Source organism: Streptomyces sp. NPDC029159, from assembly GCF_055564055.1.
This window is the reverse complement of sequence record NZ_JBVHWT010000009.1, coordinates 201,129-224,555: the sequence shown is the minus strand read 5'-3', so window position 1 is coordinate 224,555 and position 23,427 is coordinate 201,129. Positions and strand designations below refer to the sequence as shown.

Sequence of the window (23,427 nt, the reverse complement as noted above, 5' to 3'; positions counted from 1 at the left end):
CCCCGGCCGCGAGCCTCAGCCCCAGCTCCGGCCCCGGCCCGCCGTCCCCGCCTGCGGCAGCCGCCGCCCCCAGCGGTCAGCACATCGCGTTCACGAGGCGTGAGCGGATTGGGCCCGGCGCTGAGCGCCGCCGCGGCCGGCCCCGGATCGATCCGATCCGCGGCCGGCCCCGGATCGATCACCCGCTCCCCGGCCGGCACCCGCCGGATCGCCGCCGCCAACTCCTCCACCGGCCCGTCCTTCACCAGGAACCCGGCGGCCCCGCCTCCATCGCCCGGCGCAGACGCTACGCAGCGGCGGCGCGGCCGGGCAGAGTCGGATGACGTGCCGGGCCGCCCGACAAATGTCACCGGTGTACCCGACCGGCCATTACTGACGGGCCGTCAGGGGGTTCCGGGCGCCGGACGGATCGGCTATACAGGAGCCCATCGGCTAGAACGCGTTCTAAAAGCGCGGGCGCGCCCCGGAACCACCGGAAGCGCACCGGCCCCGCCGCCCCGGAGCCACCGGGCGCCCACCGGGACCACCGCCCGCCACGGTCCGAGCCATCCAGGCCCGGCCACCCGCCCCGGAGGCCACCGCCCGCAGCCACCGGGCGGCCGACGCCTCCGCCCGCGCCGCCGGACGCGTCCCGGCCGAACCGGTACGGCCCCGGCCCGTCGACGGTGCGGACGGCGGGCCGGGGTCCTTACACCCCTAAGGAGCGAGACAGCCCGATGCCCATCGACGTCGCCAAGGCCACCGCCGCCCCGCCGCGGACCACCGAACTCAGCTGGGATCACAAGGACGTTCAGCTCTACCACCTCGGCATCGGCGCCGGCGCCCCCACCCCGGAGAAGGACCACCCCGCCACCGACCCCGACGAGCTGCGCTACACCCTGGAGAGCGCGCTGCACGTGCTGCCCAGCTTCGCCACCGTCGCGGGCGGCGGGATGGCGGTCGCCGGGGGCATGGCGGCGCCCGGCATCGACGTCGACCTCGCCGCGGTGCTCCACGGCGGCCAGACCGTCACCGTCCACCGCCCCCTCCCGGTCCGTGGCCGCGCCACCCAGACCTCCACCGTGCCCGCCGTGTACGACAAGACCAAGGCCGCCGTCATCGTGCTGCGCTCCGAGGTCGCCGACGGCGACGGGCCGCTGTGGACCTGCGACACCCAGATCTTCGTCCGCGGCGAGGGCGGCTTCGGCGGCGACCGCGGCCCGTCCGCCCGGATCGAGGTGCCCGAACGCGCCCCCGACCTCACCACCGAACGCGTCATCCGCGAGGACCAGGCCCTCCTCTACCGCCTCTCCGGCGACTGGAACCCGCTCCACGCCGACCCGTCGTTCGCGAAGCTCGCCGGGTTCGACCGGCCCATCCTGCACGGCCTGTGCTCGTACGGCGTCGCCCTCAAGGCCGTCGTCGACACCGCCCTCGGCGGCGACGTCTCCCGGGTGCGCGCCTACACCACCCGCTTCGCCGGGGTCGTCTTCCCCGGCGAGACGCTGCGGCTGCGGCTGTGGCGCGACGCCCCCGCACCCGGCCGCATCCAGGTGCTGGTCACCGCCGCGGACCGCGACGACGCCCCGGTCCTCGCCGACACCGTCGTCGACCACACCTGACCCACCCGCACCCCGCACCCGCACCGTCCGTTCGTACGAGAAGGAGCCGCACCGTGCGCGCAGCCGTACAGCACGAGACAGGACAGGACACCCTCGACGTCCTCGACGACGTCGAGGCGGTGGGCTTCGGTCCCGGCAAGGTCAGGATGCGGGTGCGGGCCACCGGCCTGTGCCACTCCGACCTCTCCGCGATGAGCGGGGTGCTGCCGCAGCCCGCACCGTTCGTCCCCGGCCACGAGGGCGCCGGGGAGATCACCGACGTCGGCGACGGCGTCACCGCCCTCGCGCCCGGTGACCGCGTCCTGATGTGCTGGCTGCCCGCCTGCGGCAGCTGCCCGTCCTGCAAACGCGGCCAGACCCATCTGTGCCTGGCCGGATTCATGAATGCCGGGACGCCCAACTTCAAACGGCCCGGCGGCGACGTCTTCGGCTTCGCCGGCACCGGCACCTTCGCCGAGGAGGTCGTCGTCCCCGCGCACTGCGCCGTGCCCATCCCCGACGACGTGCCGTACGACATCGCCGCGCTCATCGGCTGCGGCGTCACCACCGGCCTCGGCGCCGCCGTCAACACCGCGAAGGTGGAGGCGGGTTCGTCGGTCGCCGTCATCGGCTGCGGCGGCGTCGGCATCTCCGTCATCCAGGGCGCCCGGGCCTGCGGCGCCGCCCACATCACCGCCGTCGACCCGGTGCCCGCCCGCCGCGAGGCCGCCCTCCGCTTCGGCGCCACCGAGGCGCTGGCGCCCGACGCCCTCGCCGACGCCAAGGCCAAGGTCACCGCCGGCGAGGGCTACGACTACGTCTTCGAGGTCGTCGGCAAATCCGCCACCGCCCGCACCGCCTACGAGACCACCCGCCGCGGCGGCACCCTCTGCATCGTCGGCGCCGGCGCCCTCGACGACACCTTCCAGGTCAACATGTTCGAGCTGTTCTTCGACGAGAAGCGCATCCTGCCCTCCCTCTACGGCGGCGGCGACGTCCTGCGCTCCTACGAACGCGCCATCGCCCTGTGGCGGGCCGGCCGTATCGACCTCGAAGGGCTGATCACCCACCGCGTCCCCCTCGCCGACATCAACGACGCCCTCGACCAGATGCGTACCGGCACCGCCCTGCGCACCTGCATCGAGCTGTGACCGCCCGGGCCCGGGCCGCGCCCGCCAGGGCCGCCCGGACCGCGACCGAGAGGAACGGCATTGACCGGCACCGCACTTCCCCTGGACGGGCGCACCGCCGTCGTCACCGGCGCGGGCCGCGGCCTGGGCCGCGCCGAGGCGCTGGAACTGGCCCGGCTCGGCGCCGCCGTCGTCGTCAACGACTACGGGGCGCCGGGCCGCGACGGCTCCGGTGAGGCGTCCGCCGCCCCCGCCGCACAGGTCGTCGCCGAGATCACCGCGGCCGGCGGCCGGGCCGTCGCCCACACCGGCGACGTCGCCGACCACGCGCAGGCCCGCGAGCTGATCGAACTGGCCGTCGCGCACTACGGCGGCCTCGACATCCTGGTCAACAACGCGGGCATCCTCCGCGACCGGATGGTCTTCTCCATGACCGAGGACGAATGGGACTCGGTCATCCGCGTCCACCTCAAGGGCCACTTCAACACCACCCACTTCGCCGCCGCGTACTGGCGCGGCCGCGCCAAGGCGTCCGGCGCGCCCACCTACGGCCGGATCGTCAACACCTCGTCCGAGGCGTTCCTCGCCGGCTCCGCGGGCCAGCCCAACTACGCCGCGGCCAAGGGCGGCATCGTCGGCCTGACCACCTCCACCGCGCTGGCGCTCGCCAAGTACGGCGTCACCGCCAACGCCATCTGCCCGCGCGCCCGCACCCGGATGACCGAGGACGTCTTCGCCGGGTTCGCCGCACCCACCGACGGCGGCCTCGACCCGCTGGCCCCGGAACACGTCGCCCCGCTCGTCGGCTACCTCGCCTCCCCGGCGGCCGCCCGCGTCAACGGACAGCTGCTGGTCGTCCACGGCGGCATGGTCGCCGTCGCGGAACGCCCGCGGATCGCCGCCAAGTTCGACAGCGCGAAGGAGACCTTCACCTACGACGAACTCGACGCCCAGCTCACGCCGTACTACGCGGAGCGCCCGGCGGGGGAGACCTTCGCCGCCACCGAGGTCCTGGGCCTCAAACGGGCCTGACCCCGGCAACGGCAACGGCCCCCGCGCCTTCCGAGGAAGAATCGGGGGCCGGGACAGGCGCCGGGTGCTCAGGCGTTCTGGGGCTGCTTGGTGCGGCGGTGACGGCCGTTGGCGGCCGCTTTGGCCTCCTCCGTCGCTGCCGGACCGCGGTGCCTGCCGGAGCCTTGGGCCTCGGCGGCCTGGGCGGATGCCTCCTGGGGGCGCGCCTCGGTCGTGTCGGTCTGGGCTTCGGGCATGGAAAGTGTCACTCCGTCGGATCGCTTACGGCTGTACGCGTCGGGACCGCCGCGGTGTCGCCGCCGATGGGCCGGGTCGACCAGCTGCGCGGGGGACAACCCGCGCTCCGTCAGGAGTGAAGGGCGGCCCCCGTTAGCCCCGCTGAATCCTAACGGGGCGGGTGATCACGCTCCACCGGGCCTCCCCGGCCGACAGCGGCGCCTCCTGCAACGGCACCGGTCGGTACGGAGAAGGATGCGCGGGGCCCCCGTACGGTTCCCGGAGCGGGCCGTCCGGATGGGGAGATGGTGGGGAGTTGCCGTCCCGGGGCGGCGGGAACGCCGCGCCGAGCGGGGCGATCCGGCTGCGCTCCTGCCACCGCCGGACGGCGTCGATGTTGTTGCGCACCGGCAGCGGCGGGCGGGTGGTGCGCAGCCCCTGCATCGTCCGCACCGCCTGCGGCAGCCGCGGCCGCTCCGCGTCCGGCGTCTGCACGGTGGTCCCCACCGGCGGTACGGGCACGGTGGCGGGAGCCGGCGGCAGGGGCCCGGGCTCCGCGGAGCGTGCCGCGGGCAGCACCGGCACCGGGGCGGGCGCGGGGAGCAGGACCGCCACGGGCGGTGCGACGGGCGGTGGCCCCGGCGCCGCCGGCACGGGTGCCGGGGTCGGCTCCGGCAGCGGGTCCGGCGCCGGTTCCGCCGTGCGCGGCCACGGTCCGTCGGACGGCTCCAGCGGTACGGCCATCCGCGCCAGCCCGCACTCGACGGTGTCGGTGACGTACGGCAGCAGCAGTTCGCCGTCCGCGCTCCAGCGGCCCGCGCCGGACAGCCAGCCGTCGGGCGCCGGGAGCTGGCGCAGGCCCTTGGCGGCCGGGCGCCAGATGCCGAGGCGCTCGCCGTCGGCGTCCTCGATGCGCCAGGCCACCGCGGACTGCTCGGGCGTCAGCAGCTGTCCGGGCTGGACGGCGAACGGGGTGAGCGTGGCGTCCGGCGGCCGCAGACAGGAGGGGAACCGCACCGGGAGCGCGCTGCCGAGGACGCCCCAGCCCAGCCGGTCCTCGCCCGGTGCGTCGGAGCGGACCAGCAGCAGTCCGCTGTCCGGATCGGCCAGGAGCAGGCGGTCGTTGCTCTCCTCGGTGATCTGGAGAAGGAGTGTCGTTTCGCCGTCGCGGGTCAGATCGACGGCGACGGTCTTCGTCCGGCCGTCCAGTTCCTGGTCGACGGCGAGCAGCTGCCCGGAGCGGTCCAGCCAGGCGCCGCCGGTGCACCGGCCGGGGAGTTCCGCGAGGTGCCGGGGGCCGTCCGGACCGCCGTGCAGCAGCCACAGGGAGGTGGAGGCGGCGCCCGGCGTCAGGGCGTGCGCGCTCCGGCCGCCCGGCGCCGGGGGCAGCAGCGTCAGCTCCGGTGCCTCGATGGTGCCGAGGGGGAGTTCGCCGGTGCCCGGGCCCGTCGGGTACAGCAGCGCGAGGGCGAAACCGTCCTCGACCGGGCGCCGGATCAGCACCCGGCCGTCCGCCAGCGGCAGCAGTGCGCTGTCCGGCGCCTCGGGGGCGTCGCCGGGCAGCGGTACGGCGTAGGGCTCCGGTCCGCTCAGTGTCCAGCGCTCCGGGAACCAGCCGTCCCCTGCGCCGTCCTGGCGCACCAGCCGGGCCGCGTATGAGCCGTCGGCGGCGATCGCGAGCGGCGCGCGGGGCGGACGTCCGAGCGCCGCGCCACCTTCCCTGATACGGACCGTCATCGGGTAGTCACCTCCAGTCATCATGCTGAAGGTAGTTTTCGGACTTCCGGCCGATCAATGTGTGCGGTGAGGGTTCACGCATAAGGGTGGCGAAAGTCCGGTTCGCCGGTCTTGGCCGGGGTCCCTGTGCTGCGAGTTTCAAGCATGCGTAAAGTAAGGGCTGCCTAACCTCATGTTGCGCCGGGTGTGCCGCCTGCCGTGGGCCGCCCGCAGTCCGACCCCTGGAGTACGCGATGTCCCTTCGCCGCCGCGGCACCGCCGCCGCAGCCCTCGCCGCCGCCGGTGCCCTCGCCCTCGCGGCCTGCGGTTCCTCCGACGGGGGCGGCAAGAGCGACAACGGTGCCGGCTCCAAGTCCGTCGCCCAGGGCGGCAAGGACTTCGCCAAGGCGGCCGAGGAGACCGCCAAGATGGGCACCGACGCCAAGGCCGGTCAGTTCCCCCGCACCATCGAGCACGCCATGGGCACCACCGAGCTGAAGTCCGCGCCCCGGCGCGTCATCGTCCTCGACGTCGGCGAGCTGGACAACGTCGTCTCCCTCGGCATCAAGCCCGTCGGCTACGCCCCCACCGAGGGCGACGAGTCGATCCCGGACTACCTGAAGAAGGACGCCGGCCACCCCAAGAGCGTCGGCACCATCAACGGCCTCAACCTGGAGGCCATCAACAAGCTCAAGCCCGACCTGATCCTCGGCAGCAAGCTCCGCGCCGAGAAGCAGTACGCACAGCTCTCGAAGATCGCCCCGACCGTCTTCTCCATCCGCCCGGGCTTCACCTGGAAGGAGAACTACCTCCTCAACGCCGCGGCCCTCGACAAGACCGCCGAGGCGAAGACGAAGCTCGCCGCGTACCGGAAGAAGGCGGAGAAGCTCGGCGAGGACATCGGCCCGAAGAAGCCGACCGTCACGATGCTGCGCTACATGCCGCAGTTCACCCGCCTCTACGCCCAGCAGTCCTTCATCGGCACCCTCCTCAAGGACGTCGGACTGCCCCGCCCGAAGAACCAGCAGGTCGACGATCTCGCCACCGAGGTCAGCCCGGAGAACATCAACCAGGCGGACGCCGACTGGATCTTCACCGGCGTCTACGGCGACCCGAAGGCCACCAAGCGGGACACCGCCGAGTCCAACCCGCTGTGGAAGAACCTCAAGGCGGTCAAGGACGGCCACGCCAAGAACGTCAAGGACGAGACCTGGTACCTCGGCCTCGGCGTCACCGCCGCCGACAGCGTCCTCGACGACCTGCGCGGATACCTCGTCAAGAAGTGACGTCCGGGCCCGGCGGCGCGGGGGGGGGGGGGGGGGGGGGGGGGGGGGGGGGGGGGAGGGGGGGGCGGGGGGGGGGGGGGGGGGGGGGGGGGGGGGGGAGGGGGGGGGGGGGTGTTCCCCCCCCCCCGCCGCCGGGCACCCGTCGCCGCCCGCCGGGGACGCGGGACGGCGGACCCCGGGCGGGAGGTAACCTTCCACCCGTGCCCGCACTGTCTGAAGTCCTCACCGCTCTCGACGCCCTCTGGCCCGCCGAGCGGGCCGAAGGGTGGGACGCCGTCGGCACGGTCTGCGGCGACCCCGCGGCGCAGGTCGAGCGCGTCCTGTTCGCCGTCGACCCCGTCCAGGCCGTCGCCGACGAAGCGGTCTCCCTCGGCGCCGACCTCCTCGTCACCCACCACCCGCTCTATCTGCGCGGGACGACGACGGTCGCGGCGTCCACCTTCAAGGGCAAGGTCGTCCACACGCTCATCCGCGGCGGCATCGCCCTGCACGTCGCGCACACCAACGCCGACACCGCCGACCCGGGGGTCTCCGACGCCCTGGCCGGCGCCCTCGACCTGCGGATCACCGGCCCGCTGGTGCCGGACGCCACCGACCCGCACGGCCGCCGCGGCCTGGGCCGGATCTGCGAACTGCCGCACCCGATGACGCTCGCCGAGCTGACCGCGTACGCCGCGGCCCGGCTGCCGGCCACCGCGCAGGGCATCCGCGCGGCCGGCGACCCGGACCGCGTCATCCGCACGCTCGCCGTCTCCGGCGGCTCGGGCGACAGCCTCTTCGACGCGGTGCGGGCCGCCGGTGTGGACGCGTTCCTCACCGCGGACCTGCGCCACCACCCGGCCTCCGAGGCCACCCAGAGCGTGGACGCCGTCCCCCCGGCGCTGCTCGACGCCGCCCACTGGGCCACCGAATGGCCCTGGTGCGAGCAGGCCGCCGCCCAGCTCGACGCCGTCTCCGACCGCCACGGCTGGGGCCTGCGCACGCACGTCTCCCGTACGGTCACCGACCCCTGGACCGCCCACGCGGCGTCCGCCCCGCTCACCCCGACACACACCACAGGAGCCCCCCGCTGAACGCCGCGCCCGCCGACCAGATCCGTCTCCTCGACGTCCAGGCCCTGGACGTCCGCCTCACCCAGCTCGCGCACAAGCGCAAGAACCTCCCCGAGCTGGCCGAGCTGTCCACCCTGGAGGGCGACCTCACCCAGCAGCGCGACCTGCTCGTCGCCGCGCAGACCGAGGAGAGCGACACCTCCCGCGAGCAGACCAAGGCCGAGCAGGACGTGGACCAGGTGCGCCAGCGCGCCGCCCGCGACCAGAAGCGCCTGGACTCCGGCGCCGTCACCTCGCCCAAGGACCTGGAGAGCCTCCAGCGCGAACTGGCCTCCCTCGCCAAGCGCCAGGGCGACCTGGAGGACATCGTCCTGGAGGTCATGGAGCGCCGTGAGGCCGCCCAGGCCCGCGCCACCGAGCTGTCCGGCCGGGTCGACACCGTCCAGGCCAAGGTCGACGAGGTCACCGCCCGCCGCGACGCCGCGTACGCCGAGATCGACGCCGAGGTCGAGACGGTCACCAAGGAGCGCGAGCTGACCGTCGCCGACATCCCCGCCGACCTGCTGAAGCTCTACGACCGGCTGCGCGAGAAGCACGGCGGCGTCGGCGCGGCCCGCCTCTACCAGCGGCGCTGCGAGGGCTGCCGCCTGGAGCTGGACCTCACCGAGCTGAACGACGTCCGCTCGGCCGCCGCCGACACCGTCGTGCGCTGCGAGAACTGCAGCCGCATCCTGGTCCGCACGCCCGACTCCGGTCTGTAGGCCGTGGCCCGCACCCTGATCGTCGAGGCGGACGGCGGCTCCCGGGGCAACCCGGGCCCGGCCGGTTACGGAGCCGTCGTCCTCGACGCGGCCACCGGCGAAGCCCTCGCCGAGGCCGCCGAGTTCCTCGGCACCGTCACCAACAACGTCGCCGAGTACCGCGGTCTCGTCGCCGGGCTGCGGGCGGCGCACGCCCTCGACCCGGCGGCCCGGATCAGGGTGCGGATGGACTCCAAGCTCGTCGTCGAGCAGATGTCGGGCCGCTGGCAGATCAAGCACCCCGACATGAAGCCGCTCGCCGCCGAGGCGGCCGCCGCCCACCCGGCGGACCTGGTCTCGTACGAGTGGATCCCGCGGGCGCAGAACAAGCACGCCGACCGGCTCGCCAACGAGGCGATGGACGCCAGGCGCGACGGCCGTCAGTGGCGGCCCGCGGACTCCCGCGCCGCACTCGACGCCCCGGCGCGCACCGGCAAGGACACCTCCCAGCACGCCGCCCCGGGCTGGGGCGACGCCGACCTCGGCAAGCCCGCCACCCTCGTCCTGCTGCGCCACGGCGAGACGGCGCTGACCCCGCAGAAGCGCTTCTCGGGCAGCGGCGGCAGCGACCCCGAGCTGTCCCCGGCCGGACTGCGGCAGGCCGAGGCGGCCGCCGCCGCGCTCGCCGCCCGCGGCACGATCGAGGCGGTCGTCAGCTCCCCGCTGCGCCGCTGCCGGCAGACCGCCGCGGTCGTCGCCGACCGGCTCGGGCTCGACGTCCGTATCGAGGACGGGCTGCGCGAGACGGACTTCGGTGCCTGGGAGGGCCTGACGTTCGGCGAGGTCCGCGAGCGGTACCCGGACGACCTCGACGCCTGGCTGGGCTCCACCCGGGTGGCGCCGACCGGCGGCGGCGAGGCGTTCGCGACGGTGGCCCGCCGGGTCGCCGCCGCCCGCGACGCGCTGACCGCCCGGAACGCGGGCCGCACCGTCCTCGTGGTCACGCATGTCACGCCGATCAAGACGCTGGTCCGGCTGGCGCTCGGCGCGCCGCCCGAGGCGCTGTACCGCATGGAACTGTCGGCCGCCTCGCTCTCCGCCGTCGCGTACTACGCCGACGGCAACGCCTCGCTGCGGCTGCTGAACGACACCTCCCACCTGCGCTGACGACGGTACGACGACGGGCCCGGCACCTGCGGAAGGTGCCGGGCCCGTCGCCGTACGTGCGTCAGCCCGCCAACGCGGCGGCCTCGCGGGCGAGTTCGGTGACCCGGCCCCAGTCCTTGGCGGCCAGCGCGTCGGCCGGGAGCATCCAGGTGCCGCCGACGCAGCCGACGTTGGGCAGCGCGAGGTAGGACGGCGCGGAGGCGGCGCCGATGCCGCCGGTCGGGCAGAAACGGGCCTGCGGCAGCGGCGCGGCCAGCGACTTCAGATACGGGGTGCCGCCCGCGGCCTCGGCGGGGAAGAACTTCATCTCCGTCACGCCCCGCTCCAGCAGCGTCACCACCTCCGACGTCGTCGAGACGCCGGGCAGGAACGGCACCCCGGAGTCCTCCATCGCGGCCAGCAGCCGCGGCGACCACCCGGGGCTCACCAGGAACTGCGCACCCGCGCCGCACACCGCCGTGACCTGCTGGGGCGTCAGCAGGGTGCCCGCGCCGACCACCGCGTCCGGGACCTCGGCGGCGATGGCGGCCAGCGCATCGAGCGCGGCGGGCGTCCGCAGCGTCACCTCGATCGCGGGCAGTCCGCCGTCGACCAGGGCGCGGGCGAGCGGCACGGCGTCGGCGACGTCCTGGATCACGACGACCGGGATGACGGGGGCGAGGCCCAGCACGGAGGCGGGCGCATCGGGCGCGGGGGAGGGGGCAGCGTGCATCACGCGCCCATACTGCGCCCCTCTCTGCATAATCCGCAACGAGCGTTGCGTATCGCGCAACGCGCTGGCGTCACACCTCCGTGACGACGACATCCACCGCCCACGGACGGCCCGCCCGCGCCGGAGCCTCGACCTCCACCGTGTACCCGAGCGCGCGCAACGCCTCCACCAGCTCCGCCGGGCCCTCCGGGTCCGCTCCGGCGGTCAGCAGATCGCGGACCATCCGCCCCTTCGTCGCCTTGTTGAAGTGGCTGACCACCGACCGTTTCTCCACCCCGTCCACGATCTTCGACTGGAGCACCCGCACCGTCGCCGTCCGCCCCGCGACCTCACCCTTCGGCTTCCACGCCGTCGCATACGCCGCCGACCGCAGATCCAGCACCAGCCCGGACGCCGCCACCTCCGGCAGCACCCGCGCCATCGGCTCCCGCCAGTACGCCCCGAGCGCCCCGAGACCCGGCAGCTTCACCCCCATCGAGCAGCGGTACGACGGGATCGCGTCATCGGGCCGTACCGCACCCCACAGCCCCGAGAACACCAGCAGCGACCGGCCGGCCCGCGCCCGCGCCGCCGCATCCAGCGTCGTCAGCCCGAGGGCGTCGTAGAGCACCCCGGTGTAGATCTCCGCGGCGGGCCGGGTGCCCGCCGTCCGCAACGCCGCGTTCTTCGCGACCTCGCCCCGCAGCCCCACCCCGATGCCCAGCGTCTCGCGCGCCTTCTCCTCATCGCCCGAGCAGAGCGCGATCAGCTCCTCCAACACCGCCTCCCGCGCGGCACCGAGCCCCGGCAGCGACAACCCCGCCACCTCCAGCGGCGCCCCCTCGCCCCCCGCGGCCTTCCCCTCGGACGGCGGCAACAGCACCAGCACGGTCTTCTCCTTCACCCGGCGACGACGTACGACGCCCCCGGCACACGCCGCCGAGGACCCCGCCAAAGCGTAGATCCTGGCGGTGAGGGGGACGGAATCGCTGGTCAGGGGCGTGCGGTCGACGGGGTAGGGGTGCGGGCCGGTGGTGGGCTCCGTCGTCCGCTGCGGCCGGAGCCGCAGCTGACGGGTGCGCGGCCGATCCGGGCGGTGCGTCTCGGCGGCGGGCCGTGTTGCTCACCGTTACCGGAGCGGCGGCTCGTCGGTGTGCGTCCGACTGGTCCGGGCGGCGCGTGCCGGTGGCGGGCCCTGTCGCTCACCGCTACCGGGGCGGTAGCTCGTGGGGGTGCGTCCGACCGATCGGGACATCGTGTGCCGGTGGCGGGCCCCGCCGCCCACCGCCACCGGAGCCACCCCTCACGGGCGCCATCCAATCGGCCCGGGCGCCACGCCCCGCCGCTCACCGCCACCGGACCCACCCTCACGAGCGCGCATCCAACCGGCCCCGACGGCACGCCCCGACGACAGGCCCTGCCCGCACCACGCCCCCCACGGAACCCCAGCTCACGGCCGCGTTCGGGACCACACGACCGGCCCCGCCGTACCGCGCCGCGCCCGCCGCCCCGCCTTACGCTCGGTGACATGCCCCGCCGTCCCATGCACGTGACCGACGCCGCGCAGGACCCGCTGCGCGCCGCGCTGCGCGGACTGCGCTGGCGGCTGGAGATCCCCGAGCACTTCCCGCCCACCGCCCAGGCCGAGGCCGACAGCGCGGCCCTCGCCCCGCGCATCCCCACCGCCACCGGCGACGTCGCCACCGCCCACAGCCTCGCCGACGCCACCGACCTGCCGCTCTTCACCCTCGAACCACCCGGCGAGCCGGACCTCGACCGCGCGCTGTTCCTCGCCCGCCGCCCCGCCGGACGCGGCTTCCGCCTCCACTACGCCGTCGCCGACGTCGCCTCCTTCGTCACCCCCGGCGGCGCCCTCGACGCCGAGGCCCACCACCGCGTCACCACCCTCCACTTCCCCGACGAACGCGTCCCCCTCCACCCGTACGGCCTCAGCGAGCGGGCCGCCGGACTCCTGCCCGACGAGGACCGCCCGGCCGTCCTGTGGCAACTCGACCTCGACGCGGACGGGGACCTCACCACCGCCTCCGTCCGCCGCGCCCGGGTCCGCTCCCGCGCCCGCCTCGACCACCCCGCCGTCCAGCGCATCCTCGACGACGGCACCGCCGAGGAACCCCTCACCCTGCTCCGCGAGACCGGACTGCTGCGCGAGGCCCGCGAACGCGCCCGCGGCGGGGCCTCCCTGTACGTCCCCGAGGCCCGCCTCACCGCCCACGACGGCCGCTACGCCCTCGCCTACCGCGCCCCGCTGCCCGTCGAACGGTTCACCGCCCAGCTCGCCCGGCTCATCGGCGTGGCCGCCGCCGACCTGATGCTCGCCGCCGGTACCGGCATCCTGCGCACCCTGCCCACCGCCCCGCACGGCGCCGTCGCCCGCCTGCGCCACACCGCCGACGCCCTCGGGGTCGACTGGCCGCACCACACGTCGTACGCGGCGCTCGTCCGCGGCCTCGACCCGCACCGCGCCTCGCACGCCGCGTTCCTCCAGGAGTGCGCCACCGTCCTGCGCGGCGGCGGCTACCTCGCGTTCGACGGCCGCCCGCCGCCCCCGTCCGCCGCGGTGCACGCCGCCGTCGCCCTGCCCTACGCCCACGCCACCGCCCCGCTGAGCCGCCTCGTCGACCGCTACACCTCCGAACTCTGCCTGGCCGCCTCGGCCGGTATCGCCCCGCCGCCCTGGGCCCGCTCCGCCCTGACCGGCCTGCCCGCCACCATGGCGACCGGAACCCGCCGCGCCGACGAAGCCGAGCGCGAATGCGTCGCCCTCGTCGCCGCCGCCCTGCTCCGCGACCGGATCGGCGAGACCTTCGACGCCGTCGTGACGGAGGCCGACGCCGACACCGACGTCGGTACCGATGCCGGTACCGATACCGCCTCCGGTACCGACGCCCCCACCGAGGTCACCGTCCACCTCCGCACCCCCGCCGTCGCCGGCCGCCTCACCTTCCCGCCCGACGCCCCCGCCCCGCGCCCCGGCGACGCCCTCCGCGTCCGCCTGGCCGCCGCCGAACCGGGCAGCGACCCCGTCCGCTTCACCCCGGCCTGACCGGCGGTTCCGGCCGGGTAGCATGGTCCCCACGGCGGACGAGCCGGCCGGGCGGCCGCGTGAGGATCTTCGGACCCTCCCGAGGAACGTCCGGGCTCCACAGGGCAGGGTGGTGGGTAACGCCCACCCGGGGTGACCCGCGGGACAGTGCCACAGAGAACAGACCGCCGGAGCCGCAAGGCACCGGTAAGGGTGAAACGGTGGTGTAAGAGACCACCAGCCTCCGAGGTGACTCGGAGGGCTCGGTAAACCCCACCCGGAGCAAGGTCAAGAGGGAGCGCCCCGGCGCTCCTGCGCGGACGACCGAGGGCTGCCCGCCCGAGTCCGCGGGTAGACCGCACGAGGCTGTCGGCAACGGCAGCCCTAGATGGATGGCCGCCTCCCCTCGGCCCGCAAGGGCCGGGGGAGACAGAACCCGGCGTACAGGCCGGACTCGTCCGCCGCCCACCTCGCTGACCTGCGAGGGAGGGCGGTTTTTCATGATCTGCAACGGTCGTGGGGAGTGGCTGGGGAGAATGGGCCGCGGCGCGCTCCCCGGGCGCCTCTTCGTCGCCGTGCTTGCCGCTGGCCTGCCGTAGCCATCCGCCGAGGGCGGCGATGCCCTGCTGGCCCGAGTCGGGCAGGAAGTGCACGTAGGTATTCAGCGTGAACGCCGGATCGCTGTGCCCCATCCAGTCAGCGAGCTGATTGATGGTTTCACCGGCTTGGAGGGCGACGGAAGCGAAGGCGTGCCTCAGAACGTGGAAGCCGTCCTCGCGGTCCATGTCCCACTCGAACCGGCGCAGTGCGCACCTCTACAACGACGCAGTGTTGATGAACACCCTGGGCACCGTGCCCCTGCGGACCGGTAACCAGTGGCGCGCCTCCCGCAAGACGGGCCACCGCCAGTACGTACTGACCTTCGTCAAGGGCGACCTGATGCGCGCCACTGCACGCATCACCGAGGCCGCCTCATGAAATGGCCTGGAACTCCTCGCACGCGCCCTCACCGTCCCGGACTTCACCCGGCCGTCACCCCCGTAGAGCGACACGACGGCATCCTCGTCAAACGCGAAGACGCCTGGTCCCGCGGCGGTGCCTCGGGAGCCATGGCGCGAGCCATCTTCACGGTGGCTGCTGGTGCTGCTGGCATTGTGAGCGCCGGGGCGGATCAGCCCCCAGCTTGAACGGGCCGCCCTTGTCGCCCATGCGCTGTTATCTCTGGCCTCACCCTTCCGCGCACGCTCGCCACTTGACGTGCCCGGTGGTCACCCCAAGGCGCGCTCCATATCGGCCCGGTGATCAAAAACCCACTGATACACCTCCTGCACCTTTCTCACCGCCCCGGCATCGCGGAGACGGATCATCGCGGGATTCCCGGAGTCTGCGGCAGATTCGATGCCACGCCAGCATCTTTCCTGCCACCACAAGATCACGGGAACGAGATCATTCCGTTCGGTCAGCCCATAGCTATCAGCGATCAGCCTCAGCCGTCGCGCAGTCTCGGACGTATCTCCGATGCCCGGCCCGAGTCCGAGATACTGCCAACACACGTGGGCAACGTCATGAATGCGCGCACCAGGCGCAGCCAAGTCCCAGTCGATAAAGGCGACTGGGCGCAGGGCGCCGCTCACGAATCGATAGACGGTGTTCTTGGGTGAGAGGTCGTTATGGCATACGACCTCGTGTGATCCGGCCAGTTCCGTGCCTGCCGTCAGGTCGTGGAACTCTCGCACGAGCTGAGAGACCCGCTTCAGGCTTTCGTCGGAGTACACGGACGGTGGCTGCTGCAGTTCCCAAGCCACGTGCCCTTCGAGGTATGTGAGAACCTCGCGACCCTCCTCGTCGATGCCGCGGTAGCGCGGTGCACCGACCCATTCACCGGCCTCAAACATCTTCAGCAAGTGGCCGACGAAACCAGTTCTTGCCGACGCAGGACGGCGCACGGTGGAGCCGACACGCACAACGTGATTGATCAACCCACCAGGCAAGGGTGACTCAGTCATCTCTCCATCGTGCACGATCTACATGTCGAACTCTCGCGTGAACAAAGCCGCCATGAGGCTGATGGTGTGCGAATCCGGCGTGCGCGCCACCTAGGGAATTGAACATCGATACACTCCCGGCCGAACATCCGACATCGGGGGAGAGGCGTGCATGGAGCTGGCGCAGCACGGACACCGTCAGGAGCCGCAGGTCGAGGAGTCGATGCCGCGGATGAACGTGGGCTGGATGCTCAGCGATGATCCGCACAAGACGCTTCCTCCCGGCCTCACCCACACCCAGCGTGTGCTGACCGTGCGTATCGACAACAGCACCAGGGCTTTCGTCCAGAGCCTGATCTTCGGTGCCGCGTTCCTCGTCTTCGGTGCCGCCTACCGCAAGTCCGATGTCACCATCGCCGCCGCCGCGGCGCTCCTGGGAGTCGGCATACTCGCCTTCGGGGTGCGGTCCCTGGTCAAGTCGTTCGGGTTCCGGCGGGAGTTGCGGCGGGTCAGCTGACGCGGGAGCCGGCGCGCAGTCTTACTCCGTGACGCCGCCGCAGCCGGTGGATTTCCCACCAGGCCACCGCGGTCACCGACAGCGGGCCGCCGAGGAACGCGCAGACCGCGAGGGGCTTCGGGCCCGGCGGCAGGCCGCCCGCGGACAGGCTGATGAAGGCGCATTCCCAGACCAGGATGGAGGTGACCAGGGCGGGCAGGGCCGGATGCAGGGCGGACAGGTTGAAGGCGTGGCGGAGGCCCGGCCCGTACGAACCGGGCGCCGCCCCTACCGTCCGCCTACCGGCCGTCCTTCGCCCCCACCGGGAACCACGTGGCCCGGGACTTCTTCCACTCGTCGTGTGGGAGGTCCTTGGCCTCGGTGCCGTCGCCGTAGAGGTCGGCGGAGCCGTCGTCGGTGATCAGTTGGGCGCGGGCGTCGGGGGCGGTGAGGTCGGGGACGTCCACCACGGCCTCCCAGCCGCCGGGGTCCTTCGTCGGCAGGTCCTGCGCCTTGACCGGGGTGTGGCCGGGGACGCCGTCCCAGGTGTAGAGGGCGTAGGGGGCGCTGTTGTCCTCGGCGGCCCAGGAACCGGCGACGATCAGGTACTGGTCGGCGGCGTTCTTGCGGATGTCGCGGATCGAGAGGCCGCCGAGGTCCAGTTCGACGGGGGTGCCGACGGTGGCGTGGGCGCCGTCGGCGACGACCTTGTCGAAGTTGGTGACCGGCACCAGCAGCGCCTTGCCGCCCTTCTTCGGCGGGACCAGCGGCGCGCGGAAGCCGATGTACGCGGTGCTGCGGGAGCCGGGCGCGAACTCCAGGCCCTCCACGTTGAACCCGTCGATCTGCTTGGGTACCTGGCCCTCGGCCGTACCGGCGGCGAAGCCGTACTTGCCGTCGTGCTTCTCGTCCCATTTCACGAGGTCGTCGCGGAGCTTCCGGTACGAGCCACCGAGGGTGAGTTCGGTGGCGGCGCCGGAGCCGCGGACCTTGGTGGTGAAGACGGTGGCGCGGTCGGGCTGGAACTTGCCCTTCTTGCTGTTGCCGAGCGAGCCGGTCCAGTAGATCGTGTCGCCGGTGCGGGCCGCCGCCTCCATGTCGATCTCCTTGGAGACGCCCAGCTTGTCGCTGAAGTCCCAGGTCTTGACGGGGGCGCCGCCCGTCCGGCGGTCGTACAGGCGCAGCACGTTCGTCTCGTCGTCGGCGACGACGACATAGCCGCCGCCGACGTCCACGGCGGCCGAGGCGTCGCTGGAGCCGGTGAAGTAGCGGGTGTCCGCGGCGCGTTGGACGGCGGCGGACGCCGCGTAGTGCAGCGTGGCGGTGGCCGAGCCGCCGTCGCCGTCGGTGACCTCGATCTTCAGGTCGGTGTAGCCGACGCCGCGGGCGGTGACGGTGAGCGTCCGGGTGGCGCCGTCGCCGCTGAGGTGCACGTCGGAGGTGCGAGCGACGGAGGTGTCGGAGCTGGAGCGCGCCGAGACCTTCAGCGCCGAGGCGTCGCCGCCGGACAGTTTGACGGTCACCGACGGGTCGCCGGTGGCGTCCACCGCACCGGAGAGGTAGCCGGCCGGCAGGGAGATGTCCGGTCCGCCGGAGGCGGCGGCGGGTGCGGGACCGCCCAGTCCGGCGGCGGTGAGGCCGAGGGCCGCGCCGAGGACGAGCGGGATCCGGCGCCGGGACCCGCGGGCGGAGGGGTGGGGGGACGGGGAAAGACGCTTGCGCACGGTGTGCCCTTCGACGGCTCCGGTGTCGCGAACAATGTCCAAGGCCGCCGCCAACGGCACCCGCACCCCCGGGCGTACGCGGGGTGAACAGCGGCCGGCGGCGCGGGCAACACGATACGGAGCGACGGGCGCCCGCGACCATGGTCCGGACCATGCCGATTCCGGCTGGGTGCGGACGCCCGTCACGCCGGAATCGCTTACGTCGCCCGGGGTGGTCTCCTCTTACGTCATCGGGCCGGACTCCGTTACGTCACGGGTAGGCGAACTCCCGTGCCTCGCCGGGCCGTTCAGCTCTCCGGCAGGGCGGTGGCGGTGCCGCCGACGTGGGCGCGGGGGTCGCCGTCGCGCAGCTCGACGGTGAGCAGTCCGGGGCGGCCCAGGTCGTGGCCCTGGTGGAGGGTGAGGGTGGTGGGGGCCGTGACGAGGCCGAGGGTGCGGGCGTAGGCGCCGAGGGCGGCGGCCGCGGCGCCGGTGGCCGGGTCCTCGACGACACCGCCGACCGGGAACGGATCACGGACGTGGAAGACCGACTCGCTCTCCCGCCAGGCGAGTTGGAGCGTGGTGAGGTCCAGGCGCCGCATCAGCGCGGCCAGGCGCGGGAAGTCGTAGTCGAGGTCGGCGAGGCGGGCGCGGGTGGCGGCGCCCAGCACCAGATGGCGGGCCCCGGCGTAGGCGATCCGGGGCGGCAGCGCCGGGTCGAGGTCGGCCGGGGGCCAGCCCAGCGCGGCCAGCGCCTCGGTGAGGTCGTCCGGGGTGACGTCGGTGACGTACGGCTCGACGCTGCTGAGGGTGGCGACCAGGCGGCCGCCGGTCTCGCGGACGGTGACCGGGACGGTGCCGGAGCGGGTGGCGAAGACCAGCTCGCCGGGGCCGTGGCGCTCGGCGAGAGCGACGGCGGTGGCGATCGTGGCGTGACCGCAGAACGGCACCTCGGCCAGCGGGCTGAAGTACCGGATGGTGAACGCGCGTCCGGGGGTGCCCAGGCCCTCGGGCGGGGCGGTGAGGAACGCCGTCTCGGAGTAGCCGAGCCGCGCGGCGACGGCGAGCCGGGCCGTGTCGTCGAGGCCCGTCGCGTCCAGGACGACACCGGCCGGGTTGCCGCCCGCGGGGTGGTCGGAGAAGGCGGTGTAGCGCAGGATCTCGGGGGAGCCGGGGGATCCGGCCGGGTGCGCCGCCGTCGTGACGCCCGTCGTTCCGGTGCCGGTCGTGGAGGTCTCGTCGCGTGTCATGGCGGCGAGAACCTGCTGGTGCGGTGAGCTATTCCCGGGGGCGCCCGCCCCAGGGGCGGTGCCGCTGCGGACCGGTGCCGGCCGGGCGTTCCCGGGGGCGCAGCCGCGTGCGCGGGGCCCGGGGGCGCGCCGAGTCGAGCCCCCGGGCCTGCCCGTCCGTTCCGCTCACCCCCGGCCGATGTACGGCATGTTCGTCGCCATCACCGTCGCGAACTGCACATTGGCCTCCAGCGGCAGCGCCGCCATGTGCACCACCGTGCGGGCCACGTCCGCCGCGTCCATGACGGGCTCGGGGGCGGTGGTGCCGTTGGCCTGGAGGATGCCGGTCCGCATCCGGCCGGTCATCTCGGTGGCGGCGTTGCCGATGTCGATCTGCCCGCAGGCGATGCGGTACGGACGGCCGTCCAGGGAGAGGGATTTGGTCAGCCCGGTCATGGCGTGCTTGGTCGCGGTGTACGCGACGGAGTGCGGGCGCGGGGTGTGCGCGGAGACCGAACCGTTGTTGATGATCCGGCCGCCCTGCGGGTCCTGGGCCTTCATCGCCCGGAACGCCCCCTGGGCGCTGAGGAACGCGCCGGTGAGGTTGGTGTCGACGACCGTCCGCCAGTCGTCGGCGGACAGCTCGTCCAGGGGCACCGCCGGGCCGAACGTCCCGGCGTTGTTGAACAGCAGGTCGACGCGGCCGAAGCGGGCGTGGACGGCGGCGAAGAGGGCGTCCACCTCGGCGGGCCGGGTGACGTCGGTGGGCAGGACGAGGGGCGGCGGGCCCGGGGGCGCGGTCGCCGCCGTCTCCGACAGGGCCTCGGCGCGCCGCCCGGCGAGCGCCGCCCGCCAGCCCCCGGCGGTCAGCGCGTGCGCCACGGCCCGCCCGATCCCGGAGCCCGCACCGGTGACCACCGCGACGGGCGCCCCGCCCGCAGCCGCCGCGCCCGCTCCGCCCGCCTCCGGCCCGGGGCCGGCCGGTATCTGCTGTGCCTGTGCCATGGCGGCAGGGTAGGGCGGCCAGGGCGCCGGGGGTGGAGTGTCTCAGGGGGTGATCGGGGGGGCGTTTCGGTCGGGGTGTTTCGGCTGGGGCTGTCCGAGGCTTTCCGGCCGGGGGCCGAGGGGGCCGAGGGGGCGGAGGGGGCGGTTTCCTCGCTTGTCCGGGCGTTCCCCGCGGCCATTTGCCCGCCTCGACGGAGTGCGGGCGGCCCGGTCTCCCTGTTCGTCCCGGTGTCCCGGACGAGCAGGGAGACCGGGCCGCCCGGACCCGTCTGCTCGGGTCGCGCCCACCCCTACGGGGAACCTCCGGGTCTTCCCGGGGCCGCAGCCGGTGCCTCGCCCCACCGGCCGGGTAGGGCCAAGTCCGGGGGCCCACCCACCCCCTAGGGAACAACCCCGACCCCCGCCGCGCCCGGCCCCGGCCCACCCCGTCCACCCCGCCCCGACCCCCCGCCGTCACCCCACCCCGCCGAACCGCTCCAGCACCGCCGCCTTCGCCACGGCGAACTCGTCCTCGGAGAGGATCCCGTCGCGCCGCAGATCGCCCAGTTCACGCAGGCGGCGCAGGAGGGTGTCGTGGTCCTCGGCGGGGGCCGCCGCGCGCGGTTCACCGGCCTGGTCCGCGGGCTCGGCCGGGGCGGGGCGCCGGGCGGGGGCCTTGGGGTGCGAGAGGCGGGCGGTGACCGCCGCCGCCAGCAGTGCGGTGCCGCTCTCCTTCTTGAAGCCCCACAGCTCGATGGCGTGCGGATCGTGCTCCGGTGAGATGGGCAGCTTCACGCCGTGCGGGCGGAAGCGGAGAAAGCCCGACTCCAGCCCGGCCGGCGGCTGCCACTCCACCGCCGCCAGCTCGCCGACCGTGAACTCCTGGGGCCCGGCGTGCTTCTTGTGCTCGGTGGTGTTCCACCGCCAGCTGACCGCCACCCGCTTCCCGTCGAACGTCGCGGTGCCGTCGACGCCCGCCCCCGACACCGGCACCGCCGGACCGGGCAGCAGATAGCGGTCGCAGGGCCCCTCCGGGATCTCCTCCAGCGTCAGCGACCGCCGCACCTCGTCGACGAAGTACTCGGCGACACCGGCGCGGTCCGCCTCGACCGACAGGTGGTACGGGCTCGCCTCGTCCGGCAGCCGCCCGCCGGTGGCCTGGAGCAGCGGATCGGCGCCGTCGCGCAGCCGCAGCCGCAACCGGCCGCCCTTACGGCCCGGTTCGTAGGAGATCCCCGCCACCGCCGCCAGCGGAACGGTGTGTTCGCCCAGCTCCTGCCGGAGCCGGTGCACCCCGCGCTCGTTGCCCGGCACGATGCGGACGGCCTCGCCGTCGAAGGTCCAGGTACCGTCCCGCGTCATCAGTTCTGCCATGCCCCGGAGCCTAATGAGCCGCCGGTGCGGGGGCCTGCGGGGCGGCGCGTGCGGTCCCGGAATCGCGCCCCGGGGCCGCGCCGGGGGGCGTACGGACTCGGAAACGCGCCCCGCGCCCGGAGCCGGCCCGGAGGGCGCCCGGCCCGCAGTACGCGCCCCCGCCCGCGCGCCCCGCTTTGCCCCGCCGCGTCCGTTGCGGGCCGAGTTCTCACCGAGCTGTCATGTATGCGCCGTACACGGGACAGCGGCCCGCCGTCCCCCACCCCTGCAATCGCAGACGACAACCACCGTCAGGGGAGGGGCAGATGACCCAGCACACCGCGCACGAGCAGGGAACGGCCGCGCACGACCGGGAGCAACGGAACGCCGCCGCGCACCTCGGACGCCGCCGCTTCCTCACCGCCACCGGTGCGGCGGCGGCGCTCGCCTTCGCCACCAACCTGCCGCGCCCCGGCGCCGCCCACGCCGCCGAGGCCGACCCGCAGCGGCTCACCGAGAACCCGTTCACCCTCGGCGTCGCCTCCGGCGACCCGCAGCCCGGCTCCGTCGTCCTGTGGACCCGCCTCGCCCCGCGCCCCTACGAGCCCGGCAACGGCATGCCCGCCGCCCGCGTCCCGGTCCGCTGGGAGGTCGCCTACGACGAGAAGTTCACCAAGCTCGCCGGCCGCGGCCGCGCCGACGCCCACCCCGAGTTCAACCACTCCGTCCACATCGAGCCCACCGGCCTCGCCCCGGACCGCGTCTACTACTACCGCTTCCGCGCCGGGACCTGGATCAGCCCCGTCGGCCGCACCCGCACCGCCCCCGCCCCCGGCGCCCGCACCACCGCACTGCGGCTCGGCGCCGTCTCCTGCCAGGCGTACCACGACGGTTACTTCACCGCCTACCGCCACCTCGCCGAGGAAGACCTCGACGTCGTCTTCCACCTCGGCGACTACCTCTACGAGTACGCCGTGGACGCCGCGGGCGGCGCCCGCCGCTACACCGACCGCACCCTCCCCGGCCACTTCAACCACGAGACCGTCACGCTGGAGGACTACCGGCTGCGCTACGCCCTCTACAAGTCCGACCCCGACCTCCAGGCCGCCCACGCCGCGCACCCGTTCATCGTCACCTGGGACGACCACGAGGTGGAGAACAACTACGCCGCCGACATCAGCGAGGACGACGCCCCGCGCGATCAGTTCCTGATCCGCCGCGCCGCCGCCTACCGCGCCTACTGGGAGAACCAGCCGCTGCGCCGCCCCCAGCTCCCGCACGGCGCCGACGCCCGCCTCTACCGCCGCATCCGCTACGGGCAGCTCGCCCAGTTCGACATCCTCGACACCCGCCAGTACCGCTCCGACCAGGCGTACGGCGACGGCTGGCACGCCCCGGGCCCGGACTCCGCCGACCCGGCGCGCACCCTGACCGGCGCCGCCCAGGAACGCTGGCTGATCGACGGCTGGCGCAACTCCACCGCCCGCTGGAACGTCCTGCCCCAGCAGGTCACCTTCTCCGAACGCCGCTCCACCACCGGCGACGCGTACAAGGTGAGCATGGACAGCTGGGACGGCTACCCCGCCTCCCGCGAGCGGCTGCTGGCCGGCGCCGAGGCGGCGGGCGCCGACAACCTCGTGGTGCTCACCGGCGACGTCCACGTCCACTACGCCTTCGACGTCAAGCGCGACTTCGCCCGCCCCGACTCGCGCACCATGGGCGTCGAGTTCGTCACCACGTCCATCACCAGCGGCCGGGACGGCGCGGAGAAGCCCGCCAACTGGGAGACCTACCTCGCCGCCAACCCGCACATGAAGTTCTACGACGGCCGCCGCGGCTACGTGACCGTCACCCTGGACCACGCCACCGCGCGCGCCGACTACCGCACGGTGTCCGCCGTCACCACCCCGGGCGCCCCGGTGCGCACCGCCGCCTCCTTCGTCTCCGAGGCCGGCAACCCCGGGCTGCACCGGGGCTGACCGGGCCCGGGAGCGGGCGGGCGCCGGGCCCGTCCGCCCCCGGAC

20 protein-coding genes, 1 other RNA gene and 2 pseudogenes are annotated in these 23,427 nt (G+C 74.2%); 12 read left to right on the top strand and 11 right to left on the bottom strand.

Annotated elements, in window-relative coordinates; genetic code table 11:
• Window positions 1-59: 59 nt before the first annotated feature.
• Window positions 60-283, bottom strand: a pseudogene (locus ACZ4U4_RS19625) (hypothetical protein); the annotation flags it as partial.
• Window positions 284-716: 433 nt separating this feature from the next.
• Here ACZ4U4_RS19625 and ACZ4U4_RS19620 point away from each other — a divergent pair.
• The 3 genes from ACZ4U4_RS19620 to ACZ4U4_RS19610 are packed head-to-tail and all read left to right on the top strand — an operon-like array spanning window position 717 to window position 3,742.
• The gene (locus ACZ4U4_RS19620) at window positions 717-1,601 is read left to right on the top strand and encodes a MaoC/PaaZ C-terminal domain-containing protein (protein ID WP_467875704.1); all 885 of its coding nucleotides are present in this window, start codon (window positions 717-719) and stop codon (window positions 1,599-1,601) included.
• Between the two features lie 53 nt (window positions 1,602-1,654).
• Entirely contained in the window at window positions 1,655-2,731 is a 1,077-nt protein-coding gene (locus ACZ4U4_RS19615; RefSeq protein WP_467875702.1) for a Zn-dependent alcohol dehydrogenase, read from the top strand.
• Window positions 2,732-2,791: 60 nt separating this feature from the next.
• Window positions 2,792-3,742: a 3-oxoacyl-ACP reductase gene (locus tag ACZ4U4_RS19610; RefSeq protein ID WP_467875700.1), complete on the top strand. Its 951-nt coding sequence runs from the start codon at window positions 2,792-2,794 to the stop codon at window positions 3,740-3,742.
• Window positions 3,743-3,810: 68 nt separating this feature from the next.
• Here the strand turns inward: ACZ4U4_RS19610 and ACZ4U4_RS19605 are convergent, their stop codons facing one another.
• The gene (locus ACZ4U4_RS19605; protein WP_169750041.1) at window positions 3,811-3,978 is read right to left on the bottom strand and encodes a hypothetical protein; all 168 of its coding nucleotides are present in this window, start codon (window positions 3,976-3,978) and stop codon (window positions 3,811-3,813) included.
• A 133-nt stretch (window positions 3,979-4,111) separates the two neighbouring features.
• Complete coding sequence (locus ACZ4U4_RS19600) at window positions 4,112-5,716, bottom strand: hypothetical protein (protein ID WP_467875696.1); 1,605 nt, start codon at window positions 5,714-5,716, stop codon at window positions 4,112-4,114.
• Between the two features lie 212 nt (window positions 5,717-5,928).
• Here ACZ4U4_RS19600 and ACZ4U4_RS19595 point away from each other — a divergent pair, with 212 nt between their 5' ends.
• From ACZ4U4_RS19595 to ACZ4U4_RS19580, 4 genes are all read left to right on the top strand, one after another.
• Window positions 5,929-6,960, top strand: a complete 1,032-nt coding sequence (locus tag ACZ4U4_RS19595; protein ID WP_467875694.1) for an ABC transporter substrate-binding protein — start codon at window positions 5,929-5,931, stop codon at window positions 6,958-6,960.
• A gap of 200 nt (window positions 6,961-7,160) precedes the next feature.
• The gene (locus ACZ4U4_RS19590) at window positions 7,161-8,033 is read left to right on the top strand and encodes a Nif3-like dinuclear metal center hexameric protein (RefSeq protein ID WP_467875691.1); all 873 of its coding nucleotides are present in this window, start codon (window positions 7,161-7,163) and stop codon (window positions 8,031-8,033) included.
• Window positions 8,030-8,773, top strand: a complete 744-nt coding sequence (locus ACZ4U4_RS19585) for a zinc ribbon domain-containing protein (protein WP_467875896.1) — start codon at window positions 8,030-8,032, stop codon at window positions 8,771-8,773. The genes ACZ4U4_RS19590 and ACZ4U4_RS19585 overlap by 4 nt, the downstream gene beginning before the upstream one ends.
• Before the next feature lie 3 nt (window positions 8,774-8,776).
• Window positions 8,777-9,919: a bifunctional RNase H/acid phosphatase gene (locus ACZ4U4_RS19580; RefSeq protein WP_467875689.1), complete on the top strand. Its 1,143-nt coding sequence runs from the start codon at window positions 8,777-8,779 to the stop codon at window positions 9,917-9,919.
• Window positions 9,920-9,980: 61 nt separating this feature from the next.
• Here ACZ4U4_RS19580 and eda read toward each other — a convergent pair whose 3' ends face one another.
• Window positions 9,981-10,631, bottom strand: a complete 651-nt coding sequence (eda, locus tag ACZ4U4_RS19575; protein ID WP_467875687.1) for a bifunctional 4-hydroxy-2-oxoglutarate aldolase/2-dehydro-3-deoxy-phosphogluconate aldolase — start codon at window positions 10,629-10,631, stop codon at window positions 9,981-9,983.
• 70 nt (window positions 10,632-10,701) lie between these two features.
• Entirely contained in the window at window positions 10,702-11,499 is a 798-nt protein-coding gene (gene yaaA, locus ACZ4U4_RS19570; protein WP_467875894.1) for a peroxide stress protein YaaA, read from the bottom strand.
• Window positions 11,500-12,138: 639 nt separating this feature from the next.
• Between yaaA and ACZ4U4_RS19565 the strand changes: the two genes are divergently transcribed.
• The 3 genes from ACZ4U4_RS19565 to ACZ4U4_RS19555 all read left to right on the top strand — a co-directional run bounded on the left by ACZ4U4_RS19565 (window position 12,139) and on the right by ACZ4U4_RS19555 (window position 14,631).
• A complete protein-coding gene (locus ACZ4U4_RS19565) occupies window positions 12,139-13,674 on the top strand; it encodes an RNB domain-containing ribonuclease (RefSeq protein WP_467875684.1) in 1,536 nt (511 codons plus the stop codon).
• 39 nt (window positions 13,675-13,713) lie between these two features.
• Window positions 13,714-14,114: RNase P RNA component class A (rnpB, locus tag ACZ4U4_RS19560), an RNA gene on the top strand.
• Window positions 14,115-14,436: 322 nt separating this feature from the next.
• Window positions 14,437-14,631, top strand: coding sequence for a hypothetical protein (locus ACZ4U4_RS19555; RefSeq protein WP_467875682.1), 195 nt, complete (start codon window positions 14,437-14,439; stop codon window positions 14,629-14,631).
• A gap of 290 nt (window positions 14,632-14,921) precedes the next feature.
• Here ACZ4U4_RS19555 and ACZ4U4_RS19550 read toward each other — a convergent pair whose 3' ends face one another.
• Window positions 14,922-15,659, bottom strand: coding sequence for a phosphotransferase (locus ACZ4U4_RS19550; protein WP_467875679.1), 738 nt, complete (start codon window positions 15,657-15,659; stop codon window positions 14,922-14,924).
• A gap of 151 nt (window positions 15,660-15,810) precedes the next feature.
• Here ACZ4U4_RS19550 and ACZ4U4_RS19545 point away from each other — a divergent pair, with 151 nt between their 5' ends.
• Window positions 15,811-16,155, top strand: a complete 345-nt coding sequence (locus ACZ4U4_RS19545) for a hypothetical protein (RefSeq protein WP_467875676.1) — start codon at window positions 15,811-15,813, stop codon at window positions 16,153-16,155.
• Here ACZ4U4_RS19545 and ACZ4U4_RS19540 read toward each other — a convergent pair.
• From ACZ4U4_RS19540 to ACZ4U4_RS19520, 5 genes and pseudogenes are all read right to left on the bottom strand, one after another.
• A pseudogene (locus tag ACZ4U4_RS19540) lies at window positions 16,148-16,402 on the bottom strand (hypothetical protein); the annotation flags it as partial. The gene ACZ4U4_RS19545 and the pseudogene ACZ4U4_RS19540 sit on opposite strands and share 8 nt — an antisense overlap.
• Window positions 16,403-16,433: 31 nt before the next feature.
• Window positions 16,434-17,801, bottom strand: a complete 1,368-nt coding sequence (locus tag ACZ4U4_RS19535; RefSeq protein ID WP_467875892.1) for a DUF3616 domain-containing protein — start codon at window positions 17,799-17,801, stop codon at window positions 16,434-16,436.
• Between the two features lie 344 nt (window positions 17,802-18,145).
• Window positions 18,146-19,087 (bottom strand): PhzF family phenazine biosynthesis protein, encoded by a 942-nt coding sequence (locus ACZ4U4_RS19530; RefSeq protein ID WP_467875674.1) that lies wholly within the window; start codon window positions 19,085-19,087, stop codon window positions 18,146-18,148.
• A gap of 165 nt (window positions 19,088-19,252) precedes the next feature.
• Window positions 19,253-20,071, bottom strand: a complete 819-nt coding sequence (locus ACZ4U4_RS19525; protein WP_467875670.1) for an SDR family oxidoreductase — start codon at window positions 20,069-20,071, stop codon at window positions 19,253-19,255.
• A gap of 453 nt (window positions 20,072-20,524) precedes the next feature.
• Entirely contained in the window at window positions 20,525-21,424 is a 900-nt protein-coding gene (locus ACZ4U4_RS19520) for a DUF4429 domain-containing protein (RefSeq protein WP_467875667.1), read from the bottom strand.
• Between the two features lie 305 nt (window positions 21,425-21,729).
• Here ACZ4U4_RS19520 and ACZ4U4_RS19515 point away from each other — a divergent pair, with 305 nt between their 5' ends.
• Window positions 21,730-23,382 (top strand): alkaline phosphatase D family protein, encoded by a 1,653-nt coding sequence (locus tag ACZ4U4_RS19515; protein WP_467875665.1) that lies wholly within the window; start codon window positions 21,730-21,732, stop codon window positions 23,380-23,382.
• Window positions 23,383-23,427: the final 45 nt, after the last annotated feature.

Excerpts from the sequence above, each read along its gene's own strand:
- ACZ4U4_RS19595 (WP_467875694.1), top strand. The coding sequence starts at position 5,929 with ATGTCCCTTCGCCGCCGCGGCACCGCCGCCGCAGCCCTCGCCGCCGCC.
- ACZ4U4_RS19605 (WP_169750041.1), bottom strand. The coding sequence starts at position 3,978 with ATGCCCGAAGCCCAGACCGACACGACCGAGGCGCGCCCCCAGGAGGCA.
- ACZ4U4_RS19555 (WP_467875682.1), top strand. The coding sequence starts at position 14,437 with ATGTCCCACTCGAACCGGCGCAGTGCGCACCTCTACAACGACGCAGTG.
- ACZ4U4_RS19565 (WP_467875684.1), top strand. The coding sequence starts at position 12,139 with ATGCCCCGCCGTCCCATGCACGTGACCGACGCCGCGCAGGACCCGCTG.
- eda (WP_467875687.1), bottom strand. The coding sequence starts at position 10,631 with ATGCACGCTGCCCCCTCCCCCGCGCCCGATGCGCCCGCCTCCGTGCTG.
- ACZ4U4_RS19620 (WP_467875704.1), top strand. The coding sequence starts at position 717 with ATGCCCATCGACGTCGCCAAGGCCACCGCCGCCCCGCCGCGGACCACC.
- ACZ4U4_RS19520 (WP_467875667.1), bottom strand. The coding sequence starts at position 21,424 with ATGGCAGAACTGATGACGCGGGACGGTACCTGGACCTTCGACGGCGAG.
- ACZ4U4_RS19525 (WP_467875670.1), bottom strand. The coding sequence starts at position 20,071 with ATGGCACAGGCACAGCAGATACCGGCCGGCCCCGGGCCGGAGGCGGGC.
- ACZ4U4_RS19515 (WP_467875665.1), top strand. The coding sequence starts at position 21,730 with ATGACCCAGCACACCGCGCACGAGCAGGGAACGGCCGCGCACGACCGG.
- ACZ4U4_RS19530 (WP_467875674.1), bottom strand. The coding sequence starts at position 19,087 with ATGACACGCGACGAGACCTCCACGACCGGCACCGGAACGACGGGCGTC.
- ACZ4U4_RS19545 (WP_467875676.1), top strand. The coding sequence starts at position 15,811 with ATGGAGCTGGCGCAGCACGGACACCGTCAGGAGCCGCAGGTCGAGGAG.
- ACZ4U4_RS19550 (WP_467875679.1), bottom strand. The coding sequence starts at position 15,659 with ATGACTGAGTCACCCTTGCCTGGTGGGTTGATCAATCACGTTGTGCGT.
- ACZ4U4_RS19600 (WP_467875696.1), bottom strand. The coding sequence starts at position 5,716 with ATGACTGGAGGTGACTACCCGATGACGGTCCGTATCAGGGAAGGTGGC.